This is a genomic window from Aliiglaciecola sp. 3_MG-2023, assembly GCF_030548205.1.
Classification (GTDB): domain Bacteria; phylum Pseudomonadota; class Gammaproteobacteria; order Enterobacterales; family Alteromonadaceae; genus Aliiglaciecola.
The window spans coordinates 26,893-52,125 of sequence record NZ_JAUORV010000010.1 but is presented as its reverse complement, the minus strand read 5'-3'; the positions used below and the strand labels follow the sequence as shown (position 1 = coordinate 52,125).

At 41.6% G+C, this 25,233-nt stretch carries 17 protein-coding genes; 11 read left to right on the top strand and 6 right to left on the bottom strand.

Translation table 11 applies throughout. The annotated features are described in order from the left end of the window. Positions 1-94 precede the first annotated feature (94 nt). Entirely contained in the window at positions 95-1,477 is a 1,383-nt protein-coding gene (locus tag Q4574_RS12665) for a malectin domain-containing carbohydrate-binding protein (RefSeq protein ID WP_303474504.1), read from the top strand. Positions 1,478-1,550: 73 nt separating this feature from the next. Next, positions 1,551-4,991, top strand: a complete 3,441-nt coding sequence (locus Q4574_RS12660) for a hypothetical protein (protein WP_303474503.1) — start codon at positions 1,551-1,553, stop codon at positions 4,989-4,991. A gap of 98 nt (positions 4,992-5,089) precedes the next feature. Here Q4574_RS12660 and Q4574_RS12655 read toward each other — a convergent pair whose 3' ends face one another. From Q4574_RS12655 to Q4574_RS12645, 3 genes are all read right to left on the bottom strand, one after another. Further along, positions 5,090-6,856, bottom strand: coding sequence for a hypothetical protein (locus Q4574_RS12655; protein WP_303474502.1), 1,767 nt, complete (start codon positions 6,854-6,856; stop codon positions 5,090-5,092). A gap of 53 nt (positions 6,857-6,909) precedes the next feature. Further along, positions 6,910-7,329: a hypothetical protein gene (locus tag Q4574_RS12650; RefSeq protein WP_303474501.1), complete on the bottom strand. Its 420-nt coding sequence runs from the start codon at positions 7,327-7,329 to the stop codon at positions 6,910-6,912. A gap of 138 nt (positions 7,330-7,467) precedes the next feature. Continuing rightward, positions 7,468-9,039, bottom strand: coding sequence for a sugar porter family MFS transporter (locus Q4574_RS12645; RefSeq protein WP_303474500.1), 1,572 nt, complete (start codon positions 9,037-9,039; stop codon positions 7,468-7,470). Between the two features lie 203 nt (positions 9,040-9,242). Between Q4574_RS12645 and Q4574_RS12640 the strand changes: the two genes are divergently transcribed. The 4 genes from Q4574_RS12640 (at position 9,243) to Q4574_RS12625 (ending at position 15,638) form a co-directional block, all read left to right on the top strand. Next, on the top strand, positions 9,243-10,418 hold the full coding sequence (locus Q4574_RS12640) for a sensor histidine kinase (protein ID WP_303474499.1): 1,176 nt from the start codon (positions 9,243-9,245) through the stop codon (positions 10,416-10,418). Further along, positions 10,415-11,233: a LytTR family DNA-binding domain-containing protein gene (locus Q4574_RS12635; protein WP_303474498.1), complete on the top strand. Its 819-nt coding sequence runs from the start codon at positions 10,415-10,417 to the stop codon at positions 11,231-11,233. The genes Q4574_RS12640 and Q4574_RS12635 overlap by 4 nt, the downstream gene beginning before the upstream one ends. Before the next feature lie 260 nt (positions 11,234-11,493). After that, complete coding sequence (locus Q4574_RS12630; RefSeq protein WP_303474497.1) at positions 11,494-12,534, top strand: efflux RND transporter periplasmic adaptor subunit; 1,041 nt, start codon at positions 11,494-11,496, stop codon at positions 12,532-12,534. Further along, positions 12,534-15,638: an efflux RND transporter permease subunit gene (locus Q4574_RS12625; RefSeq protein WP_303474496.1), complete on the top strand. Its 3,105-nt coding sequence runs from the start codon at positions 12,534-12,536 to the stop codon at positions 15,636-15,638. Before Q4574_RS12630 ends, Q4574_RS12625 begins: the two co-directional genes overlap by 1 nt. A gap of 68 nt (positions 15,639-15,706) precedes the next feature. Here Q4574_RS12625 and Q4574_RS12620 read toward each other — a convergent pair whose 3' ends face one another. Beyond that, complete coding sequence (locus Q4574_RS12620; protein ID WP_303474495.1) at positions 15,707-16,546, bottom strand: DUF2797 domain-containing protein; 840 nt, start codon at positions 16,544-16,546, stop codon at positions 15,707-15,709. A 234-nt stretch (positions 16,547-16,780) separates the two neighbouring features. On the opposite strand from Q4574_RS12620, the gene Q4574_RS12615 reads away from it, so the two are divergent. The 3 genes from Q4574_RS12615 to Q4574_RS12605 all read left to right on the top strand — a co-directional run bounded on the left by Q4574_RS12615 (position 16,781) and on the right by Q4574_RS12605 (position 21,791). Next, the gene (locus Q4574_RS12615; protein WP_303474494.1) at positions 16,781-17,254 is read left to right on the top strand and encodes a histidine phosphatase family protein; all 474 of its coding nucleotides are present in this window, start codon (positions 16,781-16,783) and stop codon (positions 17,252-17,254) included. A 127-nt stretch (positions 17,255-17,381) separates the two neighbouring features. Next, positions 17,382-19,289, top strand: a complete 1,908-nt coding sequence (locus Q4574_RS12610) for a GGDEF domain-containing protein (protein ID WP_303474493.1) — start codon at positions 17,382-17,384, stop codon at positions 19,287-19,289. Positions 19,290-19,415: 126 nt separating this feature from the next. Beyond that, complete coding sequence (locus tag Q4574_RS12605) at positions 19,416-21,791, top strand: DNA polymerase II (RefSeq protein WP_303474492.1); 2,376 nt, start codon at positions 19,416-19,418, stop codon at positions 21,789-21,791. Here Q4574_RS12605 and Q4574_RS12600 read toward each other — a convergent pair whose 3' ends face one another. Next, positions 21,792-22,019: a DUF2892 domain-containing protein gene (locus Q4574_RS12600; RefSeq protein WP_303474491.1), complete on the bottom strand. Its 228-nt coding sequence runs from the start codon at positions 22,017-22,019 to the stop codon at positions 21,792-21,794. A gap of 230 nt (positions 22,020-22,249) precedes the next feature. On the opposite strand from Q4574_RS12600, the gene Q4574_RS12595 reads away from it, so the two are divergent. Further along, positions 22,250-22,618 (top strand): response regulator, encoded by a 369-nt coding sequence (locus Q4574_RS12595; protein ID WP_303474490.1) that lies wholly within the window; start codon positions 22,250-22,252, stop codon positions 22,616-22,618. Between the two features lie 52 nt (positions 22,619-22,670). Next, positions 22,671-23,798 carry a MalY/PatB family protein gene (locus tag Q4574_RS12590; RefSeq protein WP_303474489.1) on the top strand — a complete coding sequence of 376 codons (1,128 nt, stop codon included), beginning with the start codon at positions 22,671-22,673 and terminating at the stop codon, positions 23,796-23,798. A gap of 25 nt (positions 23,799-23,823) precedes the next feature. Here the strand turns inward: Q4574_RS12590 and Q4574_RS12585 are convergent, their stop codons facing one another. After that, complete coding sequence (locus Q4574_RS12585) at positions 23,824-25,020, bottom strand: Nramp family divalent metal transporter (protein WP_303474488.1); 1,197 nt, start codon at positions 25,018-25,020, stop codon at positions 23,824-23,826. Positions 25,021-25,233 lie beyond the last annotated feature (213 nt).

Below are 25,233 nucleotides of genomic sequence, written 5' to 3'. Positions count from 1 at the left end.
CGCTTTATCCTGTTTGCGTTGCATGCAGTGAGAGTTCGCATAAAGTTAGCAACAAATTGTTAATGAAATTACTTAATTTCCACAAGGTTTGTGTATGAAAAGTGAATACTTATTTAGGTTTGTCATTTTGTGTGTGTCAGTGTCTTTTTTATGGATAAGCACAGGCTGTGAAAACCCTCAAACATCCCAATATAAAATCAAACCTTTGCAGCCTAAAGCCGTTCCCACTGCTTTTTCAGCTTCAGTTGTTCTTGCCATCAATGTTGGCGGTGCAGAGTATCTTGGGCAAGACGGTATTCGTTATCAGGCAGATGAGTTTCAAATTGGAAACAACCAAGGGCAGTCGAAAGGAATAAAAGGAACTCAAGATCCTAGGTTATTCGAAACTTATCGCCAGGGAAATATGAACCTACCCATAGCACTGAAGCAAGGGATCTACGATATCACCTTAAAATTCGCTGAGCCTTCAGATTTGCGCGCAGCCGACAGACTCTTCAACGTTATAATCGAAGGGCAAAAGCAAATTGAAAACTTGGACATAACAGTGGCCAGAGATGGTAAAAAATTGTCGGCACTGGTGCGCACTCTTACCAATATAGAGGTACAAGACGGTGAATTAAATATTCAGCTGACAGGGGTTAACAATGAGCCAGTTTTACACGCCATTATAGTCCGCAGTAAACAAGGAGATAAGCAGAACTGGCAATTAACTTGGAGTGATGAGTTTGATTACTCGGGCGCACCAGATGAACAAAAGTGGAACTATGACATTTGGCCCGCTAGAAAAGTGAATGATGAAGATCAGACTTACACTAAACGACCAGAAAATGTGCGAGTTGAAGACGGGGTTTTGATCATTGAAGCCCATCAAGAAAAGTTTGCAAATGCAGAATATACATCTGGGCGAATCCATTCCAAAGGCAAAGGGGACTTTTTATATGGCAAGGCTGAAATTCGTGCCCGCATTCCAGCTGGTCAAGGTACTTGGCCTGCCATTTGGATGCTCCCTAGCGATGCCTTCAAATATGCAACCACATGCCGTTCTGATAGTGAATGGCAAGGTAATCATGAATGTGACGCTTGGCCGAATTCCGGTGAAATAGACATAATGGAATACGTTGGTTACGACCCTCACAACATCCATGGAACAGTTCATAATAAAGCTTACTATTGGGTAAATTGGGAACAGCGAAAAGCGAGTGTCGATGTAGGCTCAGAAGTGAATGAGCAATTTCAAGTTTACTCAATGGAATGGGGGCCTGAGCATATCCTCATTGCATACAACGGCACTCCTTATTTTTACTATGCAAATCAAGGGGAAGGCTGGCAAGCATGGCCTTTCGATCATCCCTATCACATCATTTTAAACCTTGCCATAGGTGGTGGCTGGGGCAGAGCTGGTGGGCCAATAGACGACAGTATTTTTCCCGTCAAAATGGAAGTTGATTACGTTCGAATTTATCAACTTAAACACTAAGCAAACAATTCAACAAAATAAACATGGGTGGTAACACCGGTTCGCAATTTACTTAACAAAGCAGTTAAAGATTATGAAAAACACGACAAAGCAAAAGATTGAAGGTTCATTCGTTGATTTGGGTAATGAACGATTCTACAAAATTGAAAACGTTGATCAGATGCCGGCTTTTTTTATTAGCTTGATTTCTGATAGCGACCATTGGCTTTTCGTTTCATCAACCGGTGGGCTAACGGCTGGGCGGGTGTCTCCCGAAACGGCATTATTTCCATATGTCACCGTTGACAAAATTCATGAAAGTAGCCATCACACGGGGTGTAAAACACTACTGAAAGTCGCTATGGATGGTCAGGAGTACGAGTGGGAACCGTTCAATTATTTACGTGAACATTCGTATTTACTCACCCGTAATTTATATAAAAATACCCTAGGTAATAAACTCCGTTTTGAAGAGATCAACCATAGCTTACAAATGGTATTTCGATATACCTGGGCAACCAGCGAAGAGTATGGATTCTGTCGTACCGCAGAAATAGAAAACTGCGCACAACAGACGGCGAATATTGAAATACTCGATGGGTTTCTGAATATTTTACCTGCTGGCACGCCGCGCTATACGCAATCTCAGTCGAGCAATTTAGTGGATGCCTATAAGTTCAATGAGCTGGACGAACAGACTGGTACTGGCATTTTTACATTATACTCAGGGATTACTGACAGAGCGGAGCCTAGCGAATCGCTGCGCGCCAATGTGGTATTTTGCGTAGGTTTAGAGATACAAAACATTTTGCTTTCAGAACAGCAAATAAGATCTTTCAATAATCGGAAACAGGTGGAAACTGAGTCTTACTGCCGAGGAATCCGTGGTGCTTATTTAGTTAATAGTCAATTTGACTTGGGACCGAGTGAACACAAAAGCTGGATGTTAGTGGCAAATGTGGAACAAGATCAAAAGCAAATTACGGCACTATTGGAAGAATTAGACAGCCCCAATTTAGTCGAAGGTAAGTTAATAGCTTCAATTGCTGCAGGCAGTGATGCCCTTTTAAGAATAATGGCAAGTAGTGATGGTTTACAGCAGACCAATGAAGAAGAAGTGGCTGTGCATCATTACGCAAATACACTGTTTAATGTATTGCGTGGCGGTATTTTCAATGAGCAGTACTTAATTTCTAAAGATGACTTTGTTAAAACTGTCAAAACCTTCAATCAAACTGTTTATCAAACCAATCAAAACTTCCTAACTGCCTTAGATGACAAATTCTCTGTGCAAGATTTATTAGCTGATGTGAGTCAGCAGGGAGATAAGCAGTTACAAAGGTTAGCGTTTGAATATTTACCTATTACCTTCGGTCGTAGGCACGGTGATCCTAGTCGCCCCTGGAACCAATTTGCCATTAACCTGAAAGACAATCAAGGTAACCCACTGCTTTCCTATCAAGGTAATTGGCGTGACATTTTCCAAAACTGGGAAGCTCTCACTTTTAGTTACCCACAATTTATTGAAAGCGTGATCGCCAAGTTTTTAAATGCATCAACAATGGATGGCTATAACCCTTATCGCATTACCAAGCAGGGCATTGATTGGGAAGTCGAAGAACCGGATGATCCTTGGAGTTACATTGGTTATTGGGGAGATCATCAAATAATCTATTTGCTGAAAATGTTAGAACTTTCCAAACAATTTCATCCACAGAAACTGAATCAGCTTTTACGTGCCGATCTATTCAGTTATGCCAATGTACCTTATCGGATCAAACACTTTGAGGCTTTACTCGCCAATGCAAAAGATACGGTTTCTTACGATGAGGAGTTAGCTGAGAAAATAGCGCAACGAGTTAATCATATGGGCGCTGACGGTAAGTTAGTGTTAACTAAAGAAGGAGAAGTATACCAAGTAAACCTATTAGAAAAGCTATTGGTTCCGTTGTTATCTAAGCTCAGCAATTTAGTGATTGATGGTGGAATTTGGCTTAATACCCAGCGACCAGAATGGAATGATGCGAACAATGCTTTAGTCGGCCAGGGGCTATCTATGGTCACCCTTTACTATATTCGTCGTTATTTGCATTTCTTTAAGTCGTTGATTGCCGAGCAACAGCAAGATTTTGAACTGTCATTGGAGGTGAACCAATGGTTACTAGACACTTGCGAAGCGTTATGTGAAGTGGCGCAGCAAATATCTAAGGGGGCGGTATCAAACAAAGCACGTTTCCATATGATGCAGCGCCTAGGTTTAGCAGGTGAAGCTTATCGCAAGCGAGTTTATCAAGCTGAAGGTTACACGGGAAAAACCACACAAGTGATAGGGCGTATCAATGAGCTCATTGACGATGCTTTGGTGGCGGTTGACTATAGTATTCAATCTAACCGCACTGAAAGTGGGTTATATCATGCCTATAATATTTTAAAATTAACACCACAAAGCTGTGAGGTTGATCACCTCTATTCAATGCTAGAAGGGCAGGTTGCAGCCCTTAGTAGCGGCGCGATAAAAGGAGAAGAAGCGATAAATGTATTAGAGGCGTTATTTGCATCTGATGTATATCGTCCGGATCAAAACACCTTCATGTTATACCCTGATAGGCAACAACAACGATTCCTAAATAAAAATACCCTCCCTAAAGGTGCATTGGACCAATCCATTGTTTGCCAGCAAATGCTAGCCAATAGTGATGAACGTTTGATACTGCAAGATAGTAGAGGATTACAGCGATTTAGTGCCGATCTTAAGAATGCTAATGACGTTGCCCATTTAATTGATACTTTAGTTGCCGAATATGGCGAGCAACTTAGGGCTGAGAAGGCGCTCATTTTACGGGTTTATGAAGAAGTGTTTAATCATAGCGCCTTTACCGGCAGATCTGGCGGCATGTTTGGTTTTGAGGGACTAGGGAGTATTTATTGGCATATGGTGTCGAAGTTATTGCTTGCCGTGCAAGAGCAGTTTTTCCAGGCAATACAAGACAAACAGAGTGACCGGATAATTCAGCGCTTAGGTGAATTGTACTATCAGGTTAGAAAAGGGATTGGTTTCAATAAAACCCCTGAAGAGTATGGTGCTTTTCCTACTGACCCCTATTCACATACGCCAAAGCATGCCGGTGCTCAGCAACCCGGCATGACTGGCCAGGTAAAAGAAGAAGTCCTCACGCGTTTTGCTGAGTTCGGTTTGCAGGTATTCGACGCTAAGGTGAGTTTTAATCCTGCTCTGCTTCGTAGCCAAGAATTTTCGACAACTACAACGGAGTTTACCTATTTGGATGTAGACGGTCAGTGGCAAAAATTGTCTCTTCCTGAAAATAGCTTAGCCTTTACTTGGTGTCAGGTGCCAGTGGTTTATTTATTAAAGCAGCAAGGGCAAGGTGAGATAAGCATTCATTATGTGAGTGGAAAAGTTGAAACCTTGCAACAAAACGCCCTATCTAAACAACAAAGTCAGATGCTTTTTGACCGCAGTGGGCAAATTCGTAAAATCGAATTAACGGTTACACAAGGACAACTGTTTGCGTAAAGCTAGGTTCACCACTGTATATAGTCAAATTATATACAGTGGTGTTAGTTATGTTGTTAAGGTAAGCCTTGAGCTAGATAACCATTTATTCTTGTAAATTATTGCTCCGGTTCTTGTGGTTCTTTTTCATCTTGTTGTTTTAATGCGTCCAGCAAACTTTCATATTCAGCTTGCATCGCTGCTATATCCATTTCTACGTTAGTCTTCCATGTTTGGCCAAAATCGTCGGTACTTACAATTTGTCCTTGATCACACAAGAAGTAAATACGCTGCCCATTGGTTAATTTGGGCAATGCTATTTCACAATCGGGTTTAGCTGTGCCGCGCATGATCCAGTCTTTTCTTGAAACATCTTCACCATTGGTTGTTGTACTGATAATTTGTAGTTGTTTCACGGTTTTATCGACTCGGCCAAGGGTGATGAGGGTCTTATCACCTAACACAATGGGCAACGAGCGATCAGTGGTATTGTCGCCAAATGCTTTTAAACTGCGGCTGAGAGATGTCCAACTTTGTCCGTAGTCAAAGCTAACCGCTTGATCGCCTACACCATCCCATTGACTCACCTCTAAGCCAACCAATACACCATTTGCTAGCTGCGATACCTGCACCATGGGTGAGGACTTCACGCTAGTCCACTGTTTTGATTCGATGGTAAAGTCGTAGAGTTTATTATCGTTAAGTACTCTCAATTGGCCGTTAGCGGTCAAAATAGGAAACAGCCCCCCATTTTGAACCCAAAAATCATTCGGGTTCTTACGCTCAAAGTTACCTATGCGCTGCCAAGATAAATCGTCTTTATTGATAGTGTAGAAAAAATGACTTTTTGCTGAAGCCGTGGCCGCGAATAAAGTCTCTTCCGCCTTACCAAACCAAATAATTGACTCCGCTGCAGAAACGGGCTGTGTTGCAGTCCAATCTCCCTGTAAGCTATCACTGATAAAGACTTGACCGCGCTCTGAGCCAACTAATATTTTGCCGTCTAACTCTAAAACACTGGTAAGTTGCCCATTGGTGGGTAAATCAATTTGCGTCCAACTATCATCGCTATTAACAACGTGCAATTGGCCAAACTTAGCGGCCACGGCTCGTTTGTTATGCTCTTGCAAAATAAGAGCTTGGCTGCCATAGGCGTTATTGCGTGAAAGGGCACTCAATTTATTACGCAATTCCACGAATTTATCATCTTCCCAACCTAAGGATTGATTGAAATTAACACTGCTAGCCAAATTGGGAAAATGTTCAATAATAAAGTCTTGAAGATTTTCTGCTTCACTAATACGAGTAACGTAGGCTTTGCTCGAAGAACGATTGCTCCAAAAAGACGTTTCTTTAATATTCAGTAAAGGTTGAAAAACCAAACTGCCTAGATTTGTGAACTCTCCGGCCTTTACCTTAAAGGTACCCGCAGAGGCATATACTGGCATAGTTAACCAAGAGCTCATATTGCCGTCTGAATAGAAACTATAAAGCGACGCGATTAAGTATTCCCCTTCTGGCATGCTGCCTGCGAATAATTGGCTATCAACCACACCCTGGGAGTTGGGTGAAAAGGTATAAGCTTCAGGATCCCACTCCACTTCATCGGCATTGAATGCTTTGTTTTTGGCTGCGGCTTTGGCTTTTGCCTCTTCTATTGCGGCCTGTTTAATTTGCTCGTGATTGTCCATTCTGATTGCGATAACTTCGGTCCATCCTGGGTGTAATGGAGCTAACCGAGCTGTGTTGTTGATGACTTGAAGCGCGACAACACCATGATTTTGGGCAAGTGGTTGGCTATTGTCTAAATGGGTTGAATTGATTTCATAAGTAGCGCATCCATTCAGAAAAGCGCTAATTACAAAAATGAGAATCAATTTTTTCATCGATTTTTCCATTAAAATATGAAAGGTGCGACCAGCCACTATCATTTAATCGGTTAGTTATACTGACCAAAAACATGGGGAAATGGGTTTTGATAGGAATCAATCTCCATTTTTACCGCAAGAAAGAGTGGTGCTTCAGGAGGCGCATAAAATTCAATTTGTTTAGCAAAGTCCAAAAGACATTGGGTGGTTTTGGGATCTTTGGTGCTCCATGCTTGCAGCGCATTACCATGTTCATCAATGGTAAAAACAAGCTTTACATTATTCTTAGCGCACTTCTGGGCATTGGAATAGAGTTCTTCTATTTGTGGTGTGTAGCTATTTAAGTGTTCAGAAAACTCTGGATATAGTCGTTCGTTTTGTGCTTTCCATAGATCATGTGCTTGCAAATAGGCCTCTTCACTTGCCGTTGGCGGTGTATTTACGCAGCCGTAAGTGATAAATGTCAGAAAAATTATAATTAGCTGTTTCAACCTAACTCCTTGTCGTTTAATCAGTGCATTTTTTTACTGATTAAACTACATGAAAATTACATTTCTTGAAACTAAATTTTTGTCTCTATAATTCGCTTACTATTTGAAATAAGGCATGTTTGCTAATGCACTCGGATGCTAGCGAACTAAAATCTTTTCCAACTGTTCTAGCGATTTGCCTTTGGTTTCCGGTAAGTAAATCATAATAATGGCTAAGCCAAGCAGTGCAAATACAGCGTAGAAAGCAAAAGTGAAGGTTGCCCCTAAGGTAGCTAATTCCCACGGAAATACTAGCTGCACTAAGAAGCTTACGGCAGAATTAATTAACCCCACAAAGGAAATAGCGATACCACGAATTCGGTTGGGGAAGAGCTCTGAAAATAACACCCACATGACGGGCCCAAGAGAAATAGCAAAGCAAGCTACAAACCCGAGTAAACTGATGAGTACCCACTTCTGGTTTACTTGAATTGATGCTGCTATGAGTTCAGATTCATAGATTAGTGCTTGTTCTTTGCCTAAATGAGTGACTAAAGCCTGCTTAAACTGCAAATCGTCCTCATAGGTGGTTTCGGTCAGCACTTGTTGGCTTTGCAGACTAATTTCTAGCGGAACCTCGGATAATGAATTCGCATCCAATTGATAACTAGCCTGTCCAAATTGAAAAGCCATCAATGCCATACAAATGGCGATACCTGAAACGCCGAATAGCAACAAGGCTTTGCGTCCAATTTTATCTATCAGTAAAATAGCTAAAACCGTAAATAATAGATTGGTTAATCCAACTAATACTGCTTGCATAAAGGAAGCGTCAGTACCAAACCCACTTTGCTCGAAGATCATAGGGGCGTAGAAAAATACCGCATTAATTCCCGTTATTTGCTGTAAAATAGCGATGGATATACCGACTATCATTACCAATCGCATATTCGGTTTAAGTAGTGCTAAAAATGAACCTTGTTGTTGCGAGCTACTGTGTTGTATACCTGCTTCTAGGTTGTCTAGGGTTTCTTTTAATTCTGCTGCAGGTACGGTTTTAGCCAAAACCTGTTTGGCTTCAGACGTTCTTTGTTGGAAGATTAACCACCTTGGGCTTTCAGGAACAAAATTCAAACAAAAAAAGTATAGCAATGCAGGGATAGCCTCTAAGCCTAGCATCCAGCGCCAATTCCACTGCTGAATATTCCAGTTGTCTTGTTCCGGTGTGGTAGATGCGCCGAGTTGCAAAATTAAGTAGTTAGTAAAAAACGCTGCGGAGATCCCGACTACAATATTCAGTTGATTCAGTGATACCAGACGCCCTCGATATTTCGCAGGGGCAATTTCAGCAATATACATAGGAGCGATGATCAATGCCGCCCCTACGCCAAAGCCACCTATCATTCTAGCGAGCACTAATACTAAAAAATTGGGGGCAATGGCCGACATTACCGCGGAAATTAAAAATAGCAAAGCGGCGGCTTTTAATAGGGCTTTTCGACCAAACTTATCTCCTAGTGGGCCAGCAACCATCATCGCGAAAGTAGCGGTCAAAGTAAGCGAGGCAACGGCCCAACCTAACTGTAACTTAGTTAAGCCAAATTCAGGTTCGATAAACTTCACTACCCCAGAAATGACCGACGCATCAAAGCCCATTAAAAACCCACCTAAAGCAGCAATGACGGAAATAAAAGCAACATGGAAAAGTGAAAATTCTGAGTGTTGTGACATAAAGTAGGCTCTGGTTTGAAGGCTGGGTTAAGTAGTACTAAACAACGGATAATAATTAAATTGTTAATTTACGTTAACTTATTTTTTACTTTTAAAGGTGAATTTACGGTAAAGTGGTTCGCTATTGCGGTAGGGCGGACTGCAAAAGTGGCAGATAAATTAGTCAAGGTGTAAAATTCCGTCTTTGCGTAGCAGGGCTTATTATGTTTCAAAAACAATCTGACTTTACCCAACGTTTTATAGCCAATCAGCCCACGCGAAATTTCTGGTTATGGCAAGTTGGGTTTTGGTTATTTGTCAGTATTATGAGCTTTGCTGTACTGACCCTTTGGTACGGTCCATTCTCCTGGCCTCACATCTTACATATTTTACTGCAAGCCTTACTAGGGTTGGTTTTGTCGTTGGTGCTGTATTGGGTTTTCATGCACATTTGGGACAAAAGCACACGTTTTCGAGCATTAATCGGTTTCTTCACTATCATGATAGTGTCCTTTATTTGGACACTCGCTCGTGTTTACGCGTTTATTTCTCTTACGGGTGAGGGTACAGAGTGGAGCCAGTTCGGCGGCTGGCACTTTGCTAGTATCTTTATTTTTCTTTGTTGGGCCGGTTTGTTTCACGGAATACGTTATTATGAATTATTACAAACCGAGCATAAAATATTGTTACAAGCCGAGTCTGAGGCTAAAGAAGAACAACTAAAGCGTATGAAAGCCCAGAATGTGGCCAGAGATGCGCAGTTAAAGATGCTTCGATATCAACTCAATCCGCACTTTTTATGTAACACCTTAAATGCCATCAACTCATTAGTTGAGAGTAATGAAACAGTTAAGGCACAAAAAATGACCATACAACTGAGTAAGTTTTTACGTTACTCGTTGGACAATAATCCAGATACTAAAATTCCTCTGGAAACTGAAGTTAATGCGTTGAATCTATACTTAGAAATTGAAAAAACCCGCTTTGAAGATCGTTTAAATTTAGATTTTCAAATTACACCGCAAGCAAAAGGAGCTTTGTTGCCCAGTCTTTTGTTGCAGCCCATTATTGAAAACTCAATGAAACATGCAATTGCCCAAAGTGAAGCCGGTGGCACAATTGAGTTTAGAGCCTTTGTCGAGAATAACCGGCTTATTTTGGGTTTGAGTGATACAGGTTCGGGGACTAAAATCCCGAAAAGTAAGTTACAAAGCGCTCAAGGGCGAGGAGTCGGATTGCGCAATACAGACGAACGTCTAAAAGCACTTTATTCAGATGATTACTCAATGGAGATTAAGTTGCTCACCTCTGGTGGCATGAAAACCATTATCAATATTCCTTGTGAATACAATCTAGCGGATAAAGTAGAGAGTACGTACAGCAAGGAACAAATTGTATGAACAAAATTAGCGCGATTATCGTTGATGATGAACCCTTAGCTTTGAATGTGCTTAGAGCAAAACTACAACAAATACCACAAGTAGAAATTATCGGTGAAGGTAAAAATGGCCGTCAGGCCATAGAGCTAATTATGGATTTAAACCCTGATCTGGTTTTTTTGGATATCCAAATGCCTGGTTTAAATGGTTTTGATGTAGTGAAAAACCTGCAAAGTGAGCTTGTGCCCTTAATTGTTTTTACTACTGCATATGAACAATACGCGTTAGATGCGTTTGATGTGCACGCTGTTGATTACATTCTTAAACCCATAGACTTGGAAAGGATCCAAAGGGCGATTGAACGGGCTCAGGATCGAATGGCAACGAATGAGCCAACCGATTATAAACCACCCATCATTGGTGCTATTGATACCATTAGCCGCAAGGAACACTCCTTACAGCAAGATGAAGAATTGCCACTTAGTCATGTTAACAGCAATTTAGATCGTAAAATTGTGATCAAGGAGCGAGATGAAATCACCTTACTCAAACAAACCGATATTGAGTGGATAGATGCCGCAGGAGATTACGTCTGCTTGCATGCCGAAGGAGAAACCCATATTAAGCGTATCACCCTCAAAGAATTGTTAGAGGAGCTTGATGATTCGGTGTTTAAACGAGTTCACCGCTCCACTATTGTGAATCTCAATTTCATTGAAAAAGTGATTCCACACACCAAAGGTGAGTTTTTTCTGCAACTACAAGGTGGTGCTGAACGCATCAAAGTCAGCCGAAATTATAAAGAATCTATTCGCAGCTTTTTGACCGAGAAATAATCCCGCATCCGATTGTTGTGTGAATTAATACGACCAGCGCCTTTTATTTACGTTGTGCACAGTTGTATTTAACAATCTGTAATGTTTTCATGACATCCCATTAATCACTGCGAGTTCTTATACATTAGCAGTGAAAGCTAGACAGAAATAAAACCCTAATTTTAATGGAGCCAAAACAATTTTTGCTTTTTTGAGGAAATTTAAATCAAAATCGTCGTTGGCTTCGTAACACTTCAAAACTTTTTATGGTGAATAAACGGATGAAATACATCATTACATTGCTGTTGCCTGCTATTTTACTTTGCACAAACCTGCTTAGCTTTTCTGCAAGTGGCCAGCAGTTTGGAGCAAAGGGCCCAACTGAGGTAATTGTTGAAAGAGTGCATTTAGACTCGCAAAAGTCGTCCGTAGAAGCGGTGGGATCTGCCGAAGCGGTCAAGTCAGTAGATATCTTTCCTGCCACTGCCGACAAAGTAGTGTCAGTTAATTTTGTACCTGGTCAAAAAGTCACTCAAGGCCAGGTGTTGTTAGAGCTCGACTCTCGTCGTCAAAAAGCCGCTTTACAAAGAGCCAAAATTCAACTTGCAGATGCCACTCGAAATTTACAGCGATTGGAGCAAAGTCGTAGTAAAGGGGCGGTTACTGAAAGTGCTTTAGATGTAGCATCAACGGCCAAAGAGCTGGCTAAAATGGATGTCATTGATGCAGAGATTGAACTGCAAGATAGAAGGGTCATCGCACCTTTTACCGGGTATGTTGGGCTTACCGATGTGGAAGTGGGAGACCGTATTACGGAACAAACTCTGATTACCACTTTAGATGATAGAAGTCAGTTATTTATCAATTTTCGCGCCCCTGAGTCTGCTGCCAGCACGCTTGGGCAAAACAGTTCAGTTACAGTACAGCCGTGGACGCACCGTGATGTTACCCTGGATGCCAAAATTGCTCAGCTAGATTCAAGAATAAGTGACTCTGACCGTACTATTTTGGCGCGCGCTATTCTCGATAATCAACAGGATAAATACCGCCCGGGAATGAGCTTTCGTGTCAATATCAGTGTGCTGGGACAAACTTTTCCCATTATTCCTGAGTCTGGACTATCATGGGGAGCAACCGGAGCCTATATTTGGAAGATGGTCGACGGTAAAGCTCAGAAAATAGAAGTGCAAATTAAACAACGTATGCGCGGTTATCTTTTAGTTGAAGGAGATATCAGCGAAGGTGAGCAATTGATTGTAGAAGGCATTCAACGATTGAGACCAGGACAGGCTGTTGAAGTCCGTACAGTGGAGAGCGAATAATGACGACTTCTTCCCATCATCAACAAGACTTACCATCTTTGTCTGTGCGCAGACCTGTACTTATTGTGGTAATCAATTTACTCATCATAATTGCTGGTATTGCGGCGCTAAGTGGTTTGGAAGTTCGCGAATTACCCGATGTTGACCGCCCAAGACTGACAGTGTCGGCAAGTTATCCAGGGGGATCGCCAGAAACCGTGGATCGGGAAGTCACTAGTCGTTTAGAAGGCGCAATCGCGCGGGTGAGTGGTGTTGATTCTATCCGCGCACAAAGTGAAGAAGGCAATTCTCGTACGGTTGTGGAGTTTCGTCCTGGAATTAATTTAGAAGATGCTGCCAATGAAACGCGAGAAGCCATTAGCCGAGTCCAACGGGAATTACCTGATGAAGTTGAACGACTTTCCATTATTAAAGCCGATAACGACGCTCAAGCGGTAGTCAGTTTAGCTGTATCCAGTGAAAACATGAGTATGGAAGCCATGACGGAGATGGTTGAAACCGACTTGGCTCCTATGTTTCTGAGTATTCCTGGTGTGGCAGATGTGCGGCTCAATGGTGATCGAGAACGGGTTTTACGGGTAACAATTGATCCCTTACGATTAACCAGCTTTGGGTTATCTGTTACCGATGTTGCCGATGCCCTAAGACTCGCCCCTTTCGATGTTCCCGCTGGCAGTCTAAGGTCAACGGATCAAACCCTTATTGTTAGAGCAGACGCGACTTCGGTGACCACCGATCAAGTTGAAAATATCGTTATCCGTGGCGATACCCGTGTGGCAGACGTGGCAAGCGTGTATTTTGGGCCCGCAGATGCGCAAAGTTTGGTGCGCTTAGACGGTACTCCCGTGATTGGATTAGGCGTGTTACGACAAGCTAGTTCAAACACAATCGAGATTTCCAATGAAGTGCTAAATATGGTCAAGCAACAGCAGCTGCGATTTCCTGAACTCAATATCGTGGTTACCTCTGACGATGCTGAGTTCATACGTGGCTCAGTAGAAGAGGTTATTACCTCTCTAACGTTCACCATTGCTTTGGTGGTGTTGACCCTGTGGGTGTTTATTGGTTCCGGCCGGGCAACCATAGTACCCGCATTTGCTATTCCGGTTTCATTAGTTGGTGGCTTGGCAGTGATGTGGATGCTGGGCTTTTCCATAAATATACTTACCTTGCTAGCCTTAGTATTGGCCACGGGCTTGATTGTTGATGATGCCATTGTGGTGTCAGAAAATATTCAACGCCGTCGATCTTTAGGCCTGGGCGCGAGGGCAGCTGCCGTTATTGGTAGTCGCGAGGTGTTTTTTGCGGTAGTGGCAACAACGGCTGTATTGGCTGCAGTGTTCATTCCCATCGCATTTTTGCCATCAACCGCAGGACGTTTATTCCGTGAATTTGGCGGAGTCCTCGCCAGTTCTGTGATTATTTCCTCCTTTGTGGCGCTGTCACTTGTGCCGGCATTGACTGCACGTCTGCCGATTAAACAAAACAGTAAGCACTTTTTGGGTAACTTCGGACAATGGTGTGGCCGGGGTTATGAGCGAAGCCTAGCCTGGAGCTTGAAATACGGTTGGTTAATTTTGTTACTATCATTGGCAGCCGGAGCATACGCCGGTTATTTATATCAATCATTAGATAATGAATTGTTGCCCAGTGAAGATCGTGGCAACGTGCGTATTTTTGCCCGAGGCCCTGATGGTGTCGGGGTGAATTTTATGGATCGCCAAGCCATGAAAATGGAAAATGCATTGCTGCCATATGTTGAAGAAGGAGAAGTTAAGTCAATCTATACAGTGGTGGGACAGTGGGATCCTAATATTGTATTTATTACTGCGCCTTTAGTGCCCTGGGATGAGCGTAGTCAATCTCAACAGCAAATTATTGAACAATTACAGAAAGAAGTGGGATCGATTCCTGGTGCTCCTGGTCGAGCTTTTGGCTCGAATAGCCTTAACTTACGTGGCCAAGGTGGTGGTTTAGAACTGGCTTTAACCGGTGAAGAATATACTGAAATTTATCAGGTTGCCCTCGATTTTAAAGCAAAAATCGAACAGCAACTTTCAGGATTTGGCGACATACAAATTTCCTATCAGCCTACTCAGCCGCAATTACGAGTGAATATAGATAGGCGACGAGCTGAAGAGCTAGGGGTGTCATTTTCAGATATATCCACTACCCTAAGAGCGGCAATAAACGGCGAAGACATCGCAGATTTGAATGTGGGTGATCAAGCCATTCCAATTATTTTGCAGGCCTCCAATGCTAATTTGGCTAATCCTTCGGATCTCACCAATCTCTACGTATCCTCAAATAATGGTGGCTTAGTGCCTTTATCTAGCCTCGCCTATATTACCGAGGAAGGAGTGGCATCTGAACTTGAGCGTCACGCCCAACGTCGCTCAATTAAATTGGAATTAGAGTTGATTGATGATGCTTCGATGCAAACATCAGTGAATAACATTCGTCAATTAGCTCAAGAATCTCTGCCACCTGGAATAGGCTTAGTTTTTCTTGGTGAAGCAAAAACGTTTGAAGAGACCTCTCAACAAGTGCTGATGACCTATGTGTTGGCATTCATCATTGTTCTATTGGTGCTGGCGGCGCAGTTTGAAAGTGTGAATAGTGCAATAGTGGTTATTTTAACTGTGCCTTTCGGTATCGCTGCAGCCTTGTTTGCCTTATACATCACGGGTATTTCCATTAATATATATTCGCAAATAGGTTTAGTTATGTTAATTGGCTTATTGGCTAAAAATAGTATTTTGCTGGTGGAATTTGCAGATCAAATGCGAGACCAAGGCTACTCTGTCTATCAAGCGATTATCGAAGCAGGTAAAGTGAGATTGCGGCCTATTATGATGACGTTAGTCTCTACTATCTTAGGTGGACTTCCGCTTATTTTATCCTCAGGAGCTGGTGCTGAAGCGCGTAATGCCATTGGCTGGGTTGTATTTGGTGGCCTTGGGATAGCAGTGGTGTTTACGCTTTATCTTACCCCTGTACTCTATTTAGGCTTGGCAAGATTTACAAAACCTAGAGCGGATGAAGCTAAACGTCTGGATGAAGAGTTAGACAAAGCCAGTGACGCTGGGCTGGCTGTAGATTAGCTTATTGACGAAGAAAATTGGCAGACATCTGGAAAACGTTGTCTGCCATACTTTAACGCTACACTGAATTAATTGGTCTCAATTTCTAAATGGTAACCCGCATACTTTCGCATGTTGATGACGCGGTCATTATCTAACAACCAATATTGACCTTTAATACCATTCAACACCCCCTCAAACCCCAAATCTTTATCCAAATTTATCGACTTAATTTTGTTTGGATAGGCACTCACAGGGTATTGAATATCAATCGCTGGCATATCGATTAAATTGATTGCTTGAATCCCATATTGGGAACCAATATCGTCTAATTCCATTTCAACTAACCCAAATAGATGTTCGCGCATGGCAATTAAGTCGGCTTGTTCCGGCTCGCCTTTTAACATAGTGCGCCAGTTGGTTTTATCCGCGATATGTTGTTTAATCACGGTTTCTACTAAGCCACTGAGTAAACGATTTTTAACCCGTAAAATGGGGATGGCTTGGGTCGCACCTTGGTCAATCCAGCGGCTTGAAACACCGTCGCTAACATGTCTGGTTATCCCTACCTTTAACGTACCTGTATTGGCTAAGTATACAAAATGGTCGCTCATGCAGTTTTCTTCACCCCATTGAGGCTCACGACAAGTCCCTTGGTCATAATGACAGGTTTCGGGTTTAATAATACAGGTGTCGCATTGAGCTAATTTCATTAAGCAGCGATAACAATAGCCTTGATTGAAACTCTTTTTGGTTTTGGTATTACAGTGAATACAATTAATCACACCCGTATGGGTTACTTTCACTGAATTACCAATTATTGAGTTCATGGCAATATGTGAGTCACCAATGGGTAATTTATATTCAACCGTTGAGCCAACATCAGCTTCACCGTGCATTTTGCGAATATTTCCGGAATAAATAGGCATTAAGGTTACTTCTTAGGTTGTTGGGCGTTATTTATCGCCGTCAAAAATAAAGATTCTATTATCGAATAAACCTTGTTAAGGGATTATTCTATTTAGGCACGCATGCTAATAGAATCTTTCCTTGATATCAAAACCAGATTAAAGTGACCTGAAAAGTAGTAGGTTTTGTATGGGGGATTTCATTGTCCCTTAATCTTTAAGAAATTTGGCCAGATAAACAACCTGGATTCGACTATGATAAAATTGATTTATGCAGTGTTACTATGTTTGCCATTGAATGGCTATTGCTACGACTTGTATCTTGTTCGGCATTTTGAAAAGCAAGCCGGTGGCACTGATCCTGGGTTAACTCAACAAGGGCAACGTCGAGCAAATAAACTTGCCGAATATTTACTACCTAAGAATATTCAATATATTTATTCGACTAAGTATCACCGCACCAAGCAAAGTGCACGGCCTTTCGCACAAGAGTCCGGTTTAAACATTCAGTTTTATTCACCTAAGCAATTAGCCGTTTTTGCAGAAAAGATTAAATCGCTACAAAGCAATGCCCTTATTGTCGGTCACAGTAATACCACACCCACCTTAATTTCTTTATTAGGCGGAGTGGCTGAGAAAATTGATGAGGATGAATACGGTGAGTTGTTTATATTGCAAATATCTGATGACAGCGTAAAAACTAAGAGTGTCTTAATACCGGTTCAATAAATTTGTTTACAATGCAAGCAAGGGGTTAATCAATTTAGATTAGGTATAAAATAACATAATGTTTTGCTTGAAAATTGTTCTACAATCAGAACTCGGTTTTTTATTTAGCATTGTTTAAGGAACGTAATTGTCCCTGTCTAAATGGCTTCAAATTGCCTTGTTTACTCTTTTGATGGCAAGTTTCTCCGTCAGCTTTACTGTTAAAGCTGCGCCTATTAGTATGTGGCAATCACCTTATAAAGAGTTAATCCTGCAAACTGCTAAAGTACCTAGTGACGTATTGCAAAAACTCCTTACACAAACCTCCACACCAGAGCAATCAGATTTACAACATGCTCAACATCATTCTGCGTTAAGTATCGTTTATTATGCTTTAACTTACCCTAATGAAGCGTTAGAGCATGCCAGAACCGCTTTGACATTTATTGATCCGAGTACCCAACCTTGGTTATTCCATATGACTAAGCTTAATGAAGCTCGCGCCTTAGAACTTTCTGGCAAGCCTAAAGAAGGCTTAATAGCCTGCAATGCCGCTTTAGTATGGGCAGAACTGAATAACGATATCAACTTACGAGTGAGTGCGTTATACGTTAGAGGATTAATCTCAAATTCACTGGTAGATTACCAAGGCGCACTACATGACTTGCAAATGGCCTATGATCTTGCACCACAATCTGAGCTTCACAGTCGAGGAGATATTGCTGGTGTAATGGCTTTGGTTTATGAATATAGAAGAGAAGATGCCCTTGCCATTCCATTTTTTGAAGAGGCAGTTAACTTTCACAAGCAAAATCAAAATTATCTAGAGTTAAGTGTGGCCTTATATGGATTAGGTAGGGCAAATAAAAACATTGATAACCTCGAAATTGGACGTTCACAACTTCAACAATCACTAACATTGGCGCAGCAAGTTGGAGATGAACAAGGTGTTGCCTACGCCCTCAAAGAGCTAGCGGGAATCGCGTTATCAGAACATAAATTTTTAGAAGCTAGATCGAAGTTGCAACAAGCTTCCCATATTTTTCAAAAAAGCCAAAATATGTATATGCTGCTCGATACCAATTTATCCTTATTACGGGTGGCTTTAGCAGAAAAGAATTTAGAGCTGGGTAAGCAATATTTAGCAGCCGCTAAATCTAATATTGATCCAGAGCAAATGCCTCTGCAAAATATTTCACTTGAAGAAATGAGTGCTAAATTACTCGCATTAGAGGGGAAGTATCGACAGGCCTTTGAGCTATTAGATTCAACCGTTAGATTAAAACAACGTATTTTAAGCCAACAAAGCACCCAACAATTGCATAGTTTACGTTCTCTGTATGAAATTGAAATTAAAGATCGCGAAAATAAGTTGCTGGAACAAAAAAATCTGTCTCAACAAATCAGCATTGCAGATGTGGAAACGAAAAACCTGCAACTGCTCATGCTTTTTGGCGCTACTTTAATTATATGCGGTCTGTTAATAGTGTTGGTGTATCGCACGATTCAAAACAGAACGAAGTTGGAAAAACTAGCAAATGTGGATGGTTTAACAGGGCTAGCCAATCGTCGACATGCGCTTGAATTATTGCAACAGCAAATTGAATTAGCTCGACGTCACAGGTTTCAATTATCAGTTGCCATTATCGATATAGATTTATTTAAAAAGATAAACGATACCTTTGGTCATGCATCAGGGGATGAGGTGCTTACAAAATTTGGTGAATTATGCCTGGATACTTTTCGTCAGACCGATGTCATTGGCAGAATTGGTGGAGAGGAATTTGTTATTGCTTTTCCACACACGTCCATACAGGATGCACAAAAGACACTTAAAAGTTTGTCAGTAAACGTTAAAAAATTACCCATATCTTTTGATTTAAATGGGCTTACTTTATCTATTTCCACAGGGTTAACAGCCTATTTACCCGGAATGACGTTGGAAAGTTTAATGTTGCAGTGTGACAGTGCCTTGTATCAAGCCAAGGGAGCGGGTCGAGATCAAATCGTGGTTTTCGATGATCAGAATCCTAGTTCAATGCAACTGGCTCTATAAATCTAATTCCTAATTGTTTTAAACTCGTTTTCAACTAGCCTAGACATGAATCTTTAGTCTGGATTAGGCGGCTTCTAGGCTGTACAATTTTACTTTTCACGACATTCTTTGGGAGCGCCTCCGCTATTGCAACAAGTCCCTCAGCAAGGGTTTATTCTCACCCGCAAAGTGATTGAGCGAAGTGGATATTCATATATTGAGTTTTGGTTAAGCACCGAGCAAGGGCCGGTAAAACTAATCACCGAACAACAAAAACCTGTTATGTTCATCGCAAACCAAGACGTACCTAAGGCCAAGAGTTTAGTATATCAATCAGGACTTGTTGCCGAATTCAAACCTGTGAAATTAAAAACCTTTGAGCAAATGCCGGTTAATGCCGTATATTTTGCCACGCCCGCAACCTTCTATCGGGCAAGAGATGTGTTGAGTGCTGCTCAAATATCGTCTTTTGAAAATGATATTCGGCCAGCAGATAGGTATATGATGGAACGCTTTATCTGCGCAGGTGCTTATTTTACAGGGGAGATTCAAACTCGCCAGCACAACACTTCGCCAGGCTTCATTACCCTAAAGAATGCCCGACTTAAACCGGCAGATTATATTCCTAAGTTAAAATTGGTGTCCCTAGATATTGAATGCAGTATCGATGGGGAACTTTATTCTATTGGTCTTTCTAGTGGTGAATTTAACTGCGTCATCATGATTGGAGAGCCTGAGGGTAGTGATGATTGGATAACATGGGTTGCAGATGAAAAACAACTCATTGAACAGTTAAATTTGGTTATTGCCAAATTTGATCCTGATTTAATTATTGGTTGGAATATCATCAACTTCGATTTCAAGGTGCTGACTCAACGGGCCAACAAATTAAACGTCAGGTTGCGCCTCGGTCGAGATGGTACTGATGTGTACTGGCGCGAATCTCGTAATGACAGTAATTTAGCATTTATGAATATTGCTGGAAGGGTGGTGATCGACGGTATTGATAGTTTGAAAACGGCAACTTACCATTTTGATAGCTTTAGTCTAGAAAGTGTTGCTCAAGCTCTTCTGGGAGAGGGGAAAGACACCACTGATGTTGATAATCGTGTTGCGGCTATTAGCCATGACTTTCAACACAACAAAATAAAATTAGCAAAATACAATCTTCAGGATTGTGTGTTGGTGGAAAAAGTATTCAGTCACACTAACTTAGTTAGCTATTTAGTGTTGCGCAGCCAATTAACCGGATTGGAACTGGATAAAATCGGTGGCTCCGTTGCAGCATTCGTTAACCTCTATTTACCAAAACTTCACCGAGCAGGTTATGTATCACCTAATCGCCCTGCAAATGGTGGGTTGGCAAGCCCAGGGGGTTATGTCATGGACTCCCTTCCAGGGCTGTATAAAAATGTGTTGGTATTGGATTTTAAAAGCCTTTATCCCTCCATTATACGCACTTTTAAAATTGATCCCTTAGGGCTGGTTGAAGGGTTACTTGAACCCGATAATGCCATCCCTGGATTTCGAGGTGGTTTGTTTTCCAGAGAAAAGCATTTTCTACCAGATATTATCACGAGCTTGTGGAAGCAAAGAGATGAGGCTAAACGCCAACAAGATTCGGCTCGCTCCCAAGCCATTAAAATTATAATGAATTCGTTTTATGGGGTGCTGGGTTCTGGCGGCTGTCCGTTTTATGATACCCGTTTAGCAAGTTCTATCACAATGCGTGGTCACGAGATTATGCAGACTACAGCAGCGTGGATAGAAGAAAAGGGTTATAAAGTAATTTATGGTGACACCGACTCGACTTTTGTGTGGTTAGAAAATATTAACCAAACAGAGCAAGCGCTAGAGATTGGTAAGGCCCTTGAAAAAGAGATCAATCAAATGTGGCAGCACAAAATTCAAGACCAACTTAAGTTGCAATGCCATTTAGAAATAGAGTTTGAAACCTTGTTCTCAACCTTTTTGATGCCCACCATTCGCGGCGCAGAAACAGGCAGTAAAAAACGTTATGCAGGTTTAAAACATGTCTCTAATCAACCACCGGAGTTAATATTTAAAGGCTTAGAAACCGTTCGTTCTGATTGGACCAATTTGGCAAAAGAGTTTCAACCAACATTATACAAAATGGTATTTGCCAATCAGGATGTGAGTGCTTACTTGCTTGATATTATTGGTAAAATAAGGATTGGTGAGTGTGATGACCAGCTTGTGTATCGCAAACGCCTACGACAGCCGCTGGTGCAATATACTAAAAATGTACCGCCTCACGTTAAAGCAGCGCGCATTGCTGATGAACATAATAAACGACTGAATAAACCATTGCGCTATCAAAACAAAGGTTGGATCAGTTACGTGATTACCACAGATGGTCCTCAGCCTGTAGATTACATCAGCTCGCCTTTAGATTACGAGCACTACATCGATAAACAAATCAGACCCATTGCAGAAGGTATTTTACCTTTCATAGACGTCTCTTTTGATGACATCACCAGCAATCAATTGGGATTGTTTTGATTATTGTGGATGATAAGAGTCATCTTTAAAGTCAGGGTAAGTATCAATCCCGAGCAATTTGTAAATTAAGCAGAATCCAAAACTACAAGTATAAAATAATGCCGCGCCTATTAGCCCTAAAACAATGCTAATAGTGGTGCCGAATAAACCTTCAACAGCAATGGCTAAAAGTATAAGTGCTACGACTGAACGAATTGCAGTATCTAAAATGCCAACATTTTGTTTCATTTTTCTATCTCCTAATCTGATGTATTAAGTTTAGTCTTAGGGCACAAATTGGTGTTGATCTGTATCAACTTATCAGCTTGTTTGTGATTTTGTTTGATTTAGAGGGCTGACCCTTCAGAATTGATGTAGAGATAACAAAAGGTTTGGAGTTAGACTTTTTTACAATGTTAAAACTGCAGTATAAATAGTATATTAGCGAGCATATGGTTTTATAATGCTAGGTTGACTCGATGCACAAAATACTTGTAATTGATGATGATCAAATTACCTTGGAATTGATACAGTTGATTTTGGAAGAATTTGTAGAAGGTGAGGTGATCACTATAAATAATGCGGTTGAAGCTGTGCGTTATATTGATAAAAACGATATGAATAAAATTGATTTGGTTATTTGTGATTGGCAGATGCCAGAATATGATGGGATTACCCTGTTGAAGACAGTTCGCTCGAAGCGACAAGACCTTCCATTTCTGATGGTAACAGGAACAGCAACTAGAGATTTGGTTATGTCGGCTAAAAAAGCCGGTGCATCAGAATTTATTGCTAAACCGTTCAAAAACCATGATTTAACCGATAGAGTAGCTAAATTACTCAAATAATCAGATCCTAACACCATTCTCTCTACTAATTTACGTTGTTAAAGGAACAAGTATGCAGTTTGATGATGTCATCGATAGATCCGCCACTCACGCATTTAAATGGGAAAAGTATAAAGGTAAGGATATCTTACCAATGTGGGTAGCTGATACTGAGTTTGCTAGCCCAAAGGCGATACAATCGGCTCTGGCAGAACGAGTAGAACATGGCCTATTTGGTTACACCTTGCCTGCACAATATACACCGGCAAATCAGGCAGTGGTCCGCTGGTTAAAAGATAAACACCATTGGCAAATTGATCCCCAGTGGATAGTGTGGACACCAGGGGTAGTGCCTGCATTTAACGTGGCATGTAAAGCTTATTGCGAACCCGGCGATTCGGTGATGATTCAAACGCCCAATTATCCGCCTTTGCGTGCTGCACCGGGCATCAGTGGTTTAAACAGAATTGAAATTGATAGTGTTGAAATTGACGGTCGCTGGACGCTGGATTTTGCTCAATTAGAAGCACAAGCGAGTGATCCTAAGTGTAAGTTGTTTATCTTGTGTAATCCCATGAACCCTGTGGGAACGGTATTAACTGAATCTGAACTTGCTACCATTGCACAAATTTGCAGTAAGCACGATGTAAAATTGTGTTCAGATGAAATTCATTGTGATCTGGTCCTCGATGAGACCAAAAAACATCTACCGGCGGGAAATTTTAAAGGCCTCGAGCACAATTCGGTCACCTTAATGGCGGCAAGTAAAACCTTTAATGTTGCAGGCTTAGGTACTTCCTTTGCAATTATCCCAGATAACAAGTTACGCGCTGCATTTGTGGCCAGTTCACAAGGATTTATCCCTTGGGCAAATGTAATGGGATTGGTTGCTACTGAGGCAGCTTTTACGCTATGTGACCAATGGCATACTGATTTACTCGACTATTTACGTGGCAATCTGGCCTACGTTGAGCAACAAGTTGAGCAAATTGAAGGCCTTCGATTATTAAAAGTAGAAGCCACTTTTTTAGCCTGGATAGATGCGAGTGGTTTAGGTTTAGATGACCCTCAAGCCTATTTCGAAAGTAAAGGAGTAGGGCCGTCTCCTGGTGCTGATTTTGGTAATAAACAGTTTGTGAGAATTAATTTCGGCTGCCCCAAGAGCATGCTTGAAGACGCATTTAACCGTTTAAAATCGTAGTTCATGGTTTTGGGGCTGTGGCATATCAGATAAACACACTGATAAGTTTATACAGCCCTAAAACAGATACGAATACAACAATTAATCCGCCCACTATGTTAGCTAGAAGGCCATTTTTATGTTGGCCCATGAGCTTGTTGTTATTTAACGTCCAAATCAGGAAAACAGCGATAATCGGTAACAGTAAACCGTTTGTTGCTTGGGCAAATAAAATCGCAACTAAAGGTTTTATGCCACTACTGGCAAAAACTACTCCCACTAACATGACTGATAGCCAAACACACTTAAATCGAATATCTGTAAGTTCAGTCTTCCAACCTAAAGCACCACAAACTGCATAAGCTGCGGCTAAAGGCGCGGTAATCGCACTTGTAAGCCCTGCTGCGAATAAGCCAATAGCAAAAAATGTGTTGGCGTATTCTCCCAGTAACGGAGTGAGTTGCTGACCTATATTGGCAGCGTCTACTTGAGTTTGGGTGACGAAAAACGTACTCGCCGCGCAAGATAATATTGATAAGGTAATTAAGCCCCCTAAACCTATCGACAAACTGCTGTCTATACGGTTATTTCTCAGGGCTATATCCAGATTGTCATCACTTGGTGCGTTTTTAGCGACAATACTGGCATGTAAAAATAAGTTATAAGGTACAACCGTAGTGCCTACTAGGGCTATTACCATTAAGCTGCTGCCGTCAGGAAAGTCAAAGGTTAGTGCACCTTGAATGACATCGAGTAAATCAGGCCCCGCCAAAAACATAGTGGCGACAAAGACAGTTGACATGGTTAAAACCAGAGCAATAAGGGATTTTTCGACCCACTTGTATTGCCCAGTGAGCAATAAGCCAGTGGCAATGGTGGCGAGCAACCAAACCCAATGGGTTAATGCGCCGCCGGAGAACCCTGCCAACCCCATGGCTGCACCCGTTAAGTTGCCTCCTTGGTAGGCTGCGTTACCCACTCCAATGGCACTTACCACTAGCAAAATTGCGAATATCCTTTTCATTCCGGTGAACTGTTGGCTAATTGCTTCCGCTAAGCCGTTCCCCGTTACTAATCCCAACCGCGACGCCATTTCCTGCAAAACAAAGGTCGCGATAACAGAAAATACGAGTGCCCATAACAAGGTAAAACCAAAGTTCCCTCCTGCTAGGGTAGCTGTTGTGACTGTACCTGGACCAATAAATGCCGCGGTTACTAAAAGAGCAGGGCCGAATTTTTTCATAAGATACCAAATTTACTCAGACCCATTTTCCATTCACTGGTTGTGCAACTTAGTATGGGCTAACGAATGATGATTTAGCTTAACTTAGGCAAAGATCGTTGTCACTTAGGTAGTGTCTAAATGAGCCTAATAATATCTTCTAAGATACTGATTGATGTATGAATTGATGTAAATATGAAGTGGTAGTGATTGAATCTATTGACAGTGAATGTT

Excerpts from the sequence above, each read along its gene's own strand:
- Q4574_RS12660 (WP_303474503.1), top strand. The coding sequence starts at position 1,551 with ATGAAAAACACGACAAAGCAAAAGATTGAAGGTTCATTCGTTGATTTG.
- Q4574_RS12600 (WP_303474491.1), bottom strand. The coding sequence starts at position 22,019 with ATGAAACAAAATGTTGGCATTTTAGATACTGCAATTCGTTCAGTCGTA.
- Q4574_RS12620 (WP_303474495.1), bottom strand. The coding sequence starts at position 16,546 with ATGCCTATTTATTCCGGAAATATTCGCAAAATGCACGGTGAAGCTGAT.
- Q4574_RS12645 (WP_303474500.1), bottom strand. The coding sequence starts at position 9,039 with ATGTCACAACACTCAGAATTTTCACTTTTCCATGTTGCTTTTATTTCC.
- Q4574_RS12640 (WP_303474499.1), top strand. The coding sequence starts at position 9,243 with ATGTTTCAAAAACAATCTGACTTTACCCAACGTTTTATAGCCAATCAG.
- Q4574_RS12630 (WP_303474497.1), top strand. The coding sequence starts at position 11,494 with ATGAAATACATCATTACATTGCTGTTGCCTGCTATTTTACTTTGCACA.
- Q4574_RS12615 (WP_303474494.1), top strand. The coding sequence starts at position 16,781 with ATGATAAAATTGATTTATGCAGTGTTACTATGTTTGCCATTGAATGGC.
- Q4574_RS12655 (WP_303474502.1), bottom strand. The coding sequence starts at position 6,856 with ATGAAAAAATTGATTCTCATTTTTGTAATTAGCGCTTTTCTGAATGGA.
- Q4574_RS12665 (WP_303474504.1), top strand. The coding sequence starts at position 95 with ATGAAAAGTGAATACTTATTTAGGTTTGTCATTTTGTGTGTGTCAGTG.
- Q4574_RS12625 (WP_303474496.1), top strand. The coding sequence starts at position 12,534 with ATGACGACTTCTTCCCATCATCAACAAGACTTACCATCTTTGTCTGTG.
- Q4574_RS12635 (WP_303474498.1), top strand. The coding sequence starts at position 10,415 with ATGAACAAAATTAGCGCGATTATCGTTGATGATGAACCCTTAGCTTTG.
- Q4574_RS12585 (WP_303474488.1), bottom strand. The coding sequence starts at position 25,020 with ATGAAAAAATTCGGCCCTGCTCTTTTAGTAACCGCGGCATTTATTGGT.
- Q4574_RS12590 (WP_303474489.1), top strand. The coding sequence starts at position 22,671 with ATGCAGTTTGATGATGTCATCGATAGATCCGCCACTCACGCATTTAAA.
- Q4574_RS12595 (WP_303474490.1), top strand. The coding sequence starts at position 22,250 with ATGCACAAAATACTTGTAATTGATGATGATCAAATTACCTTGGAATTG.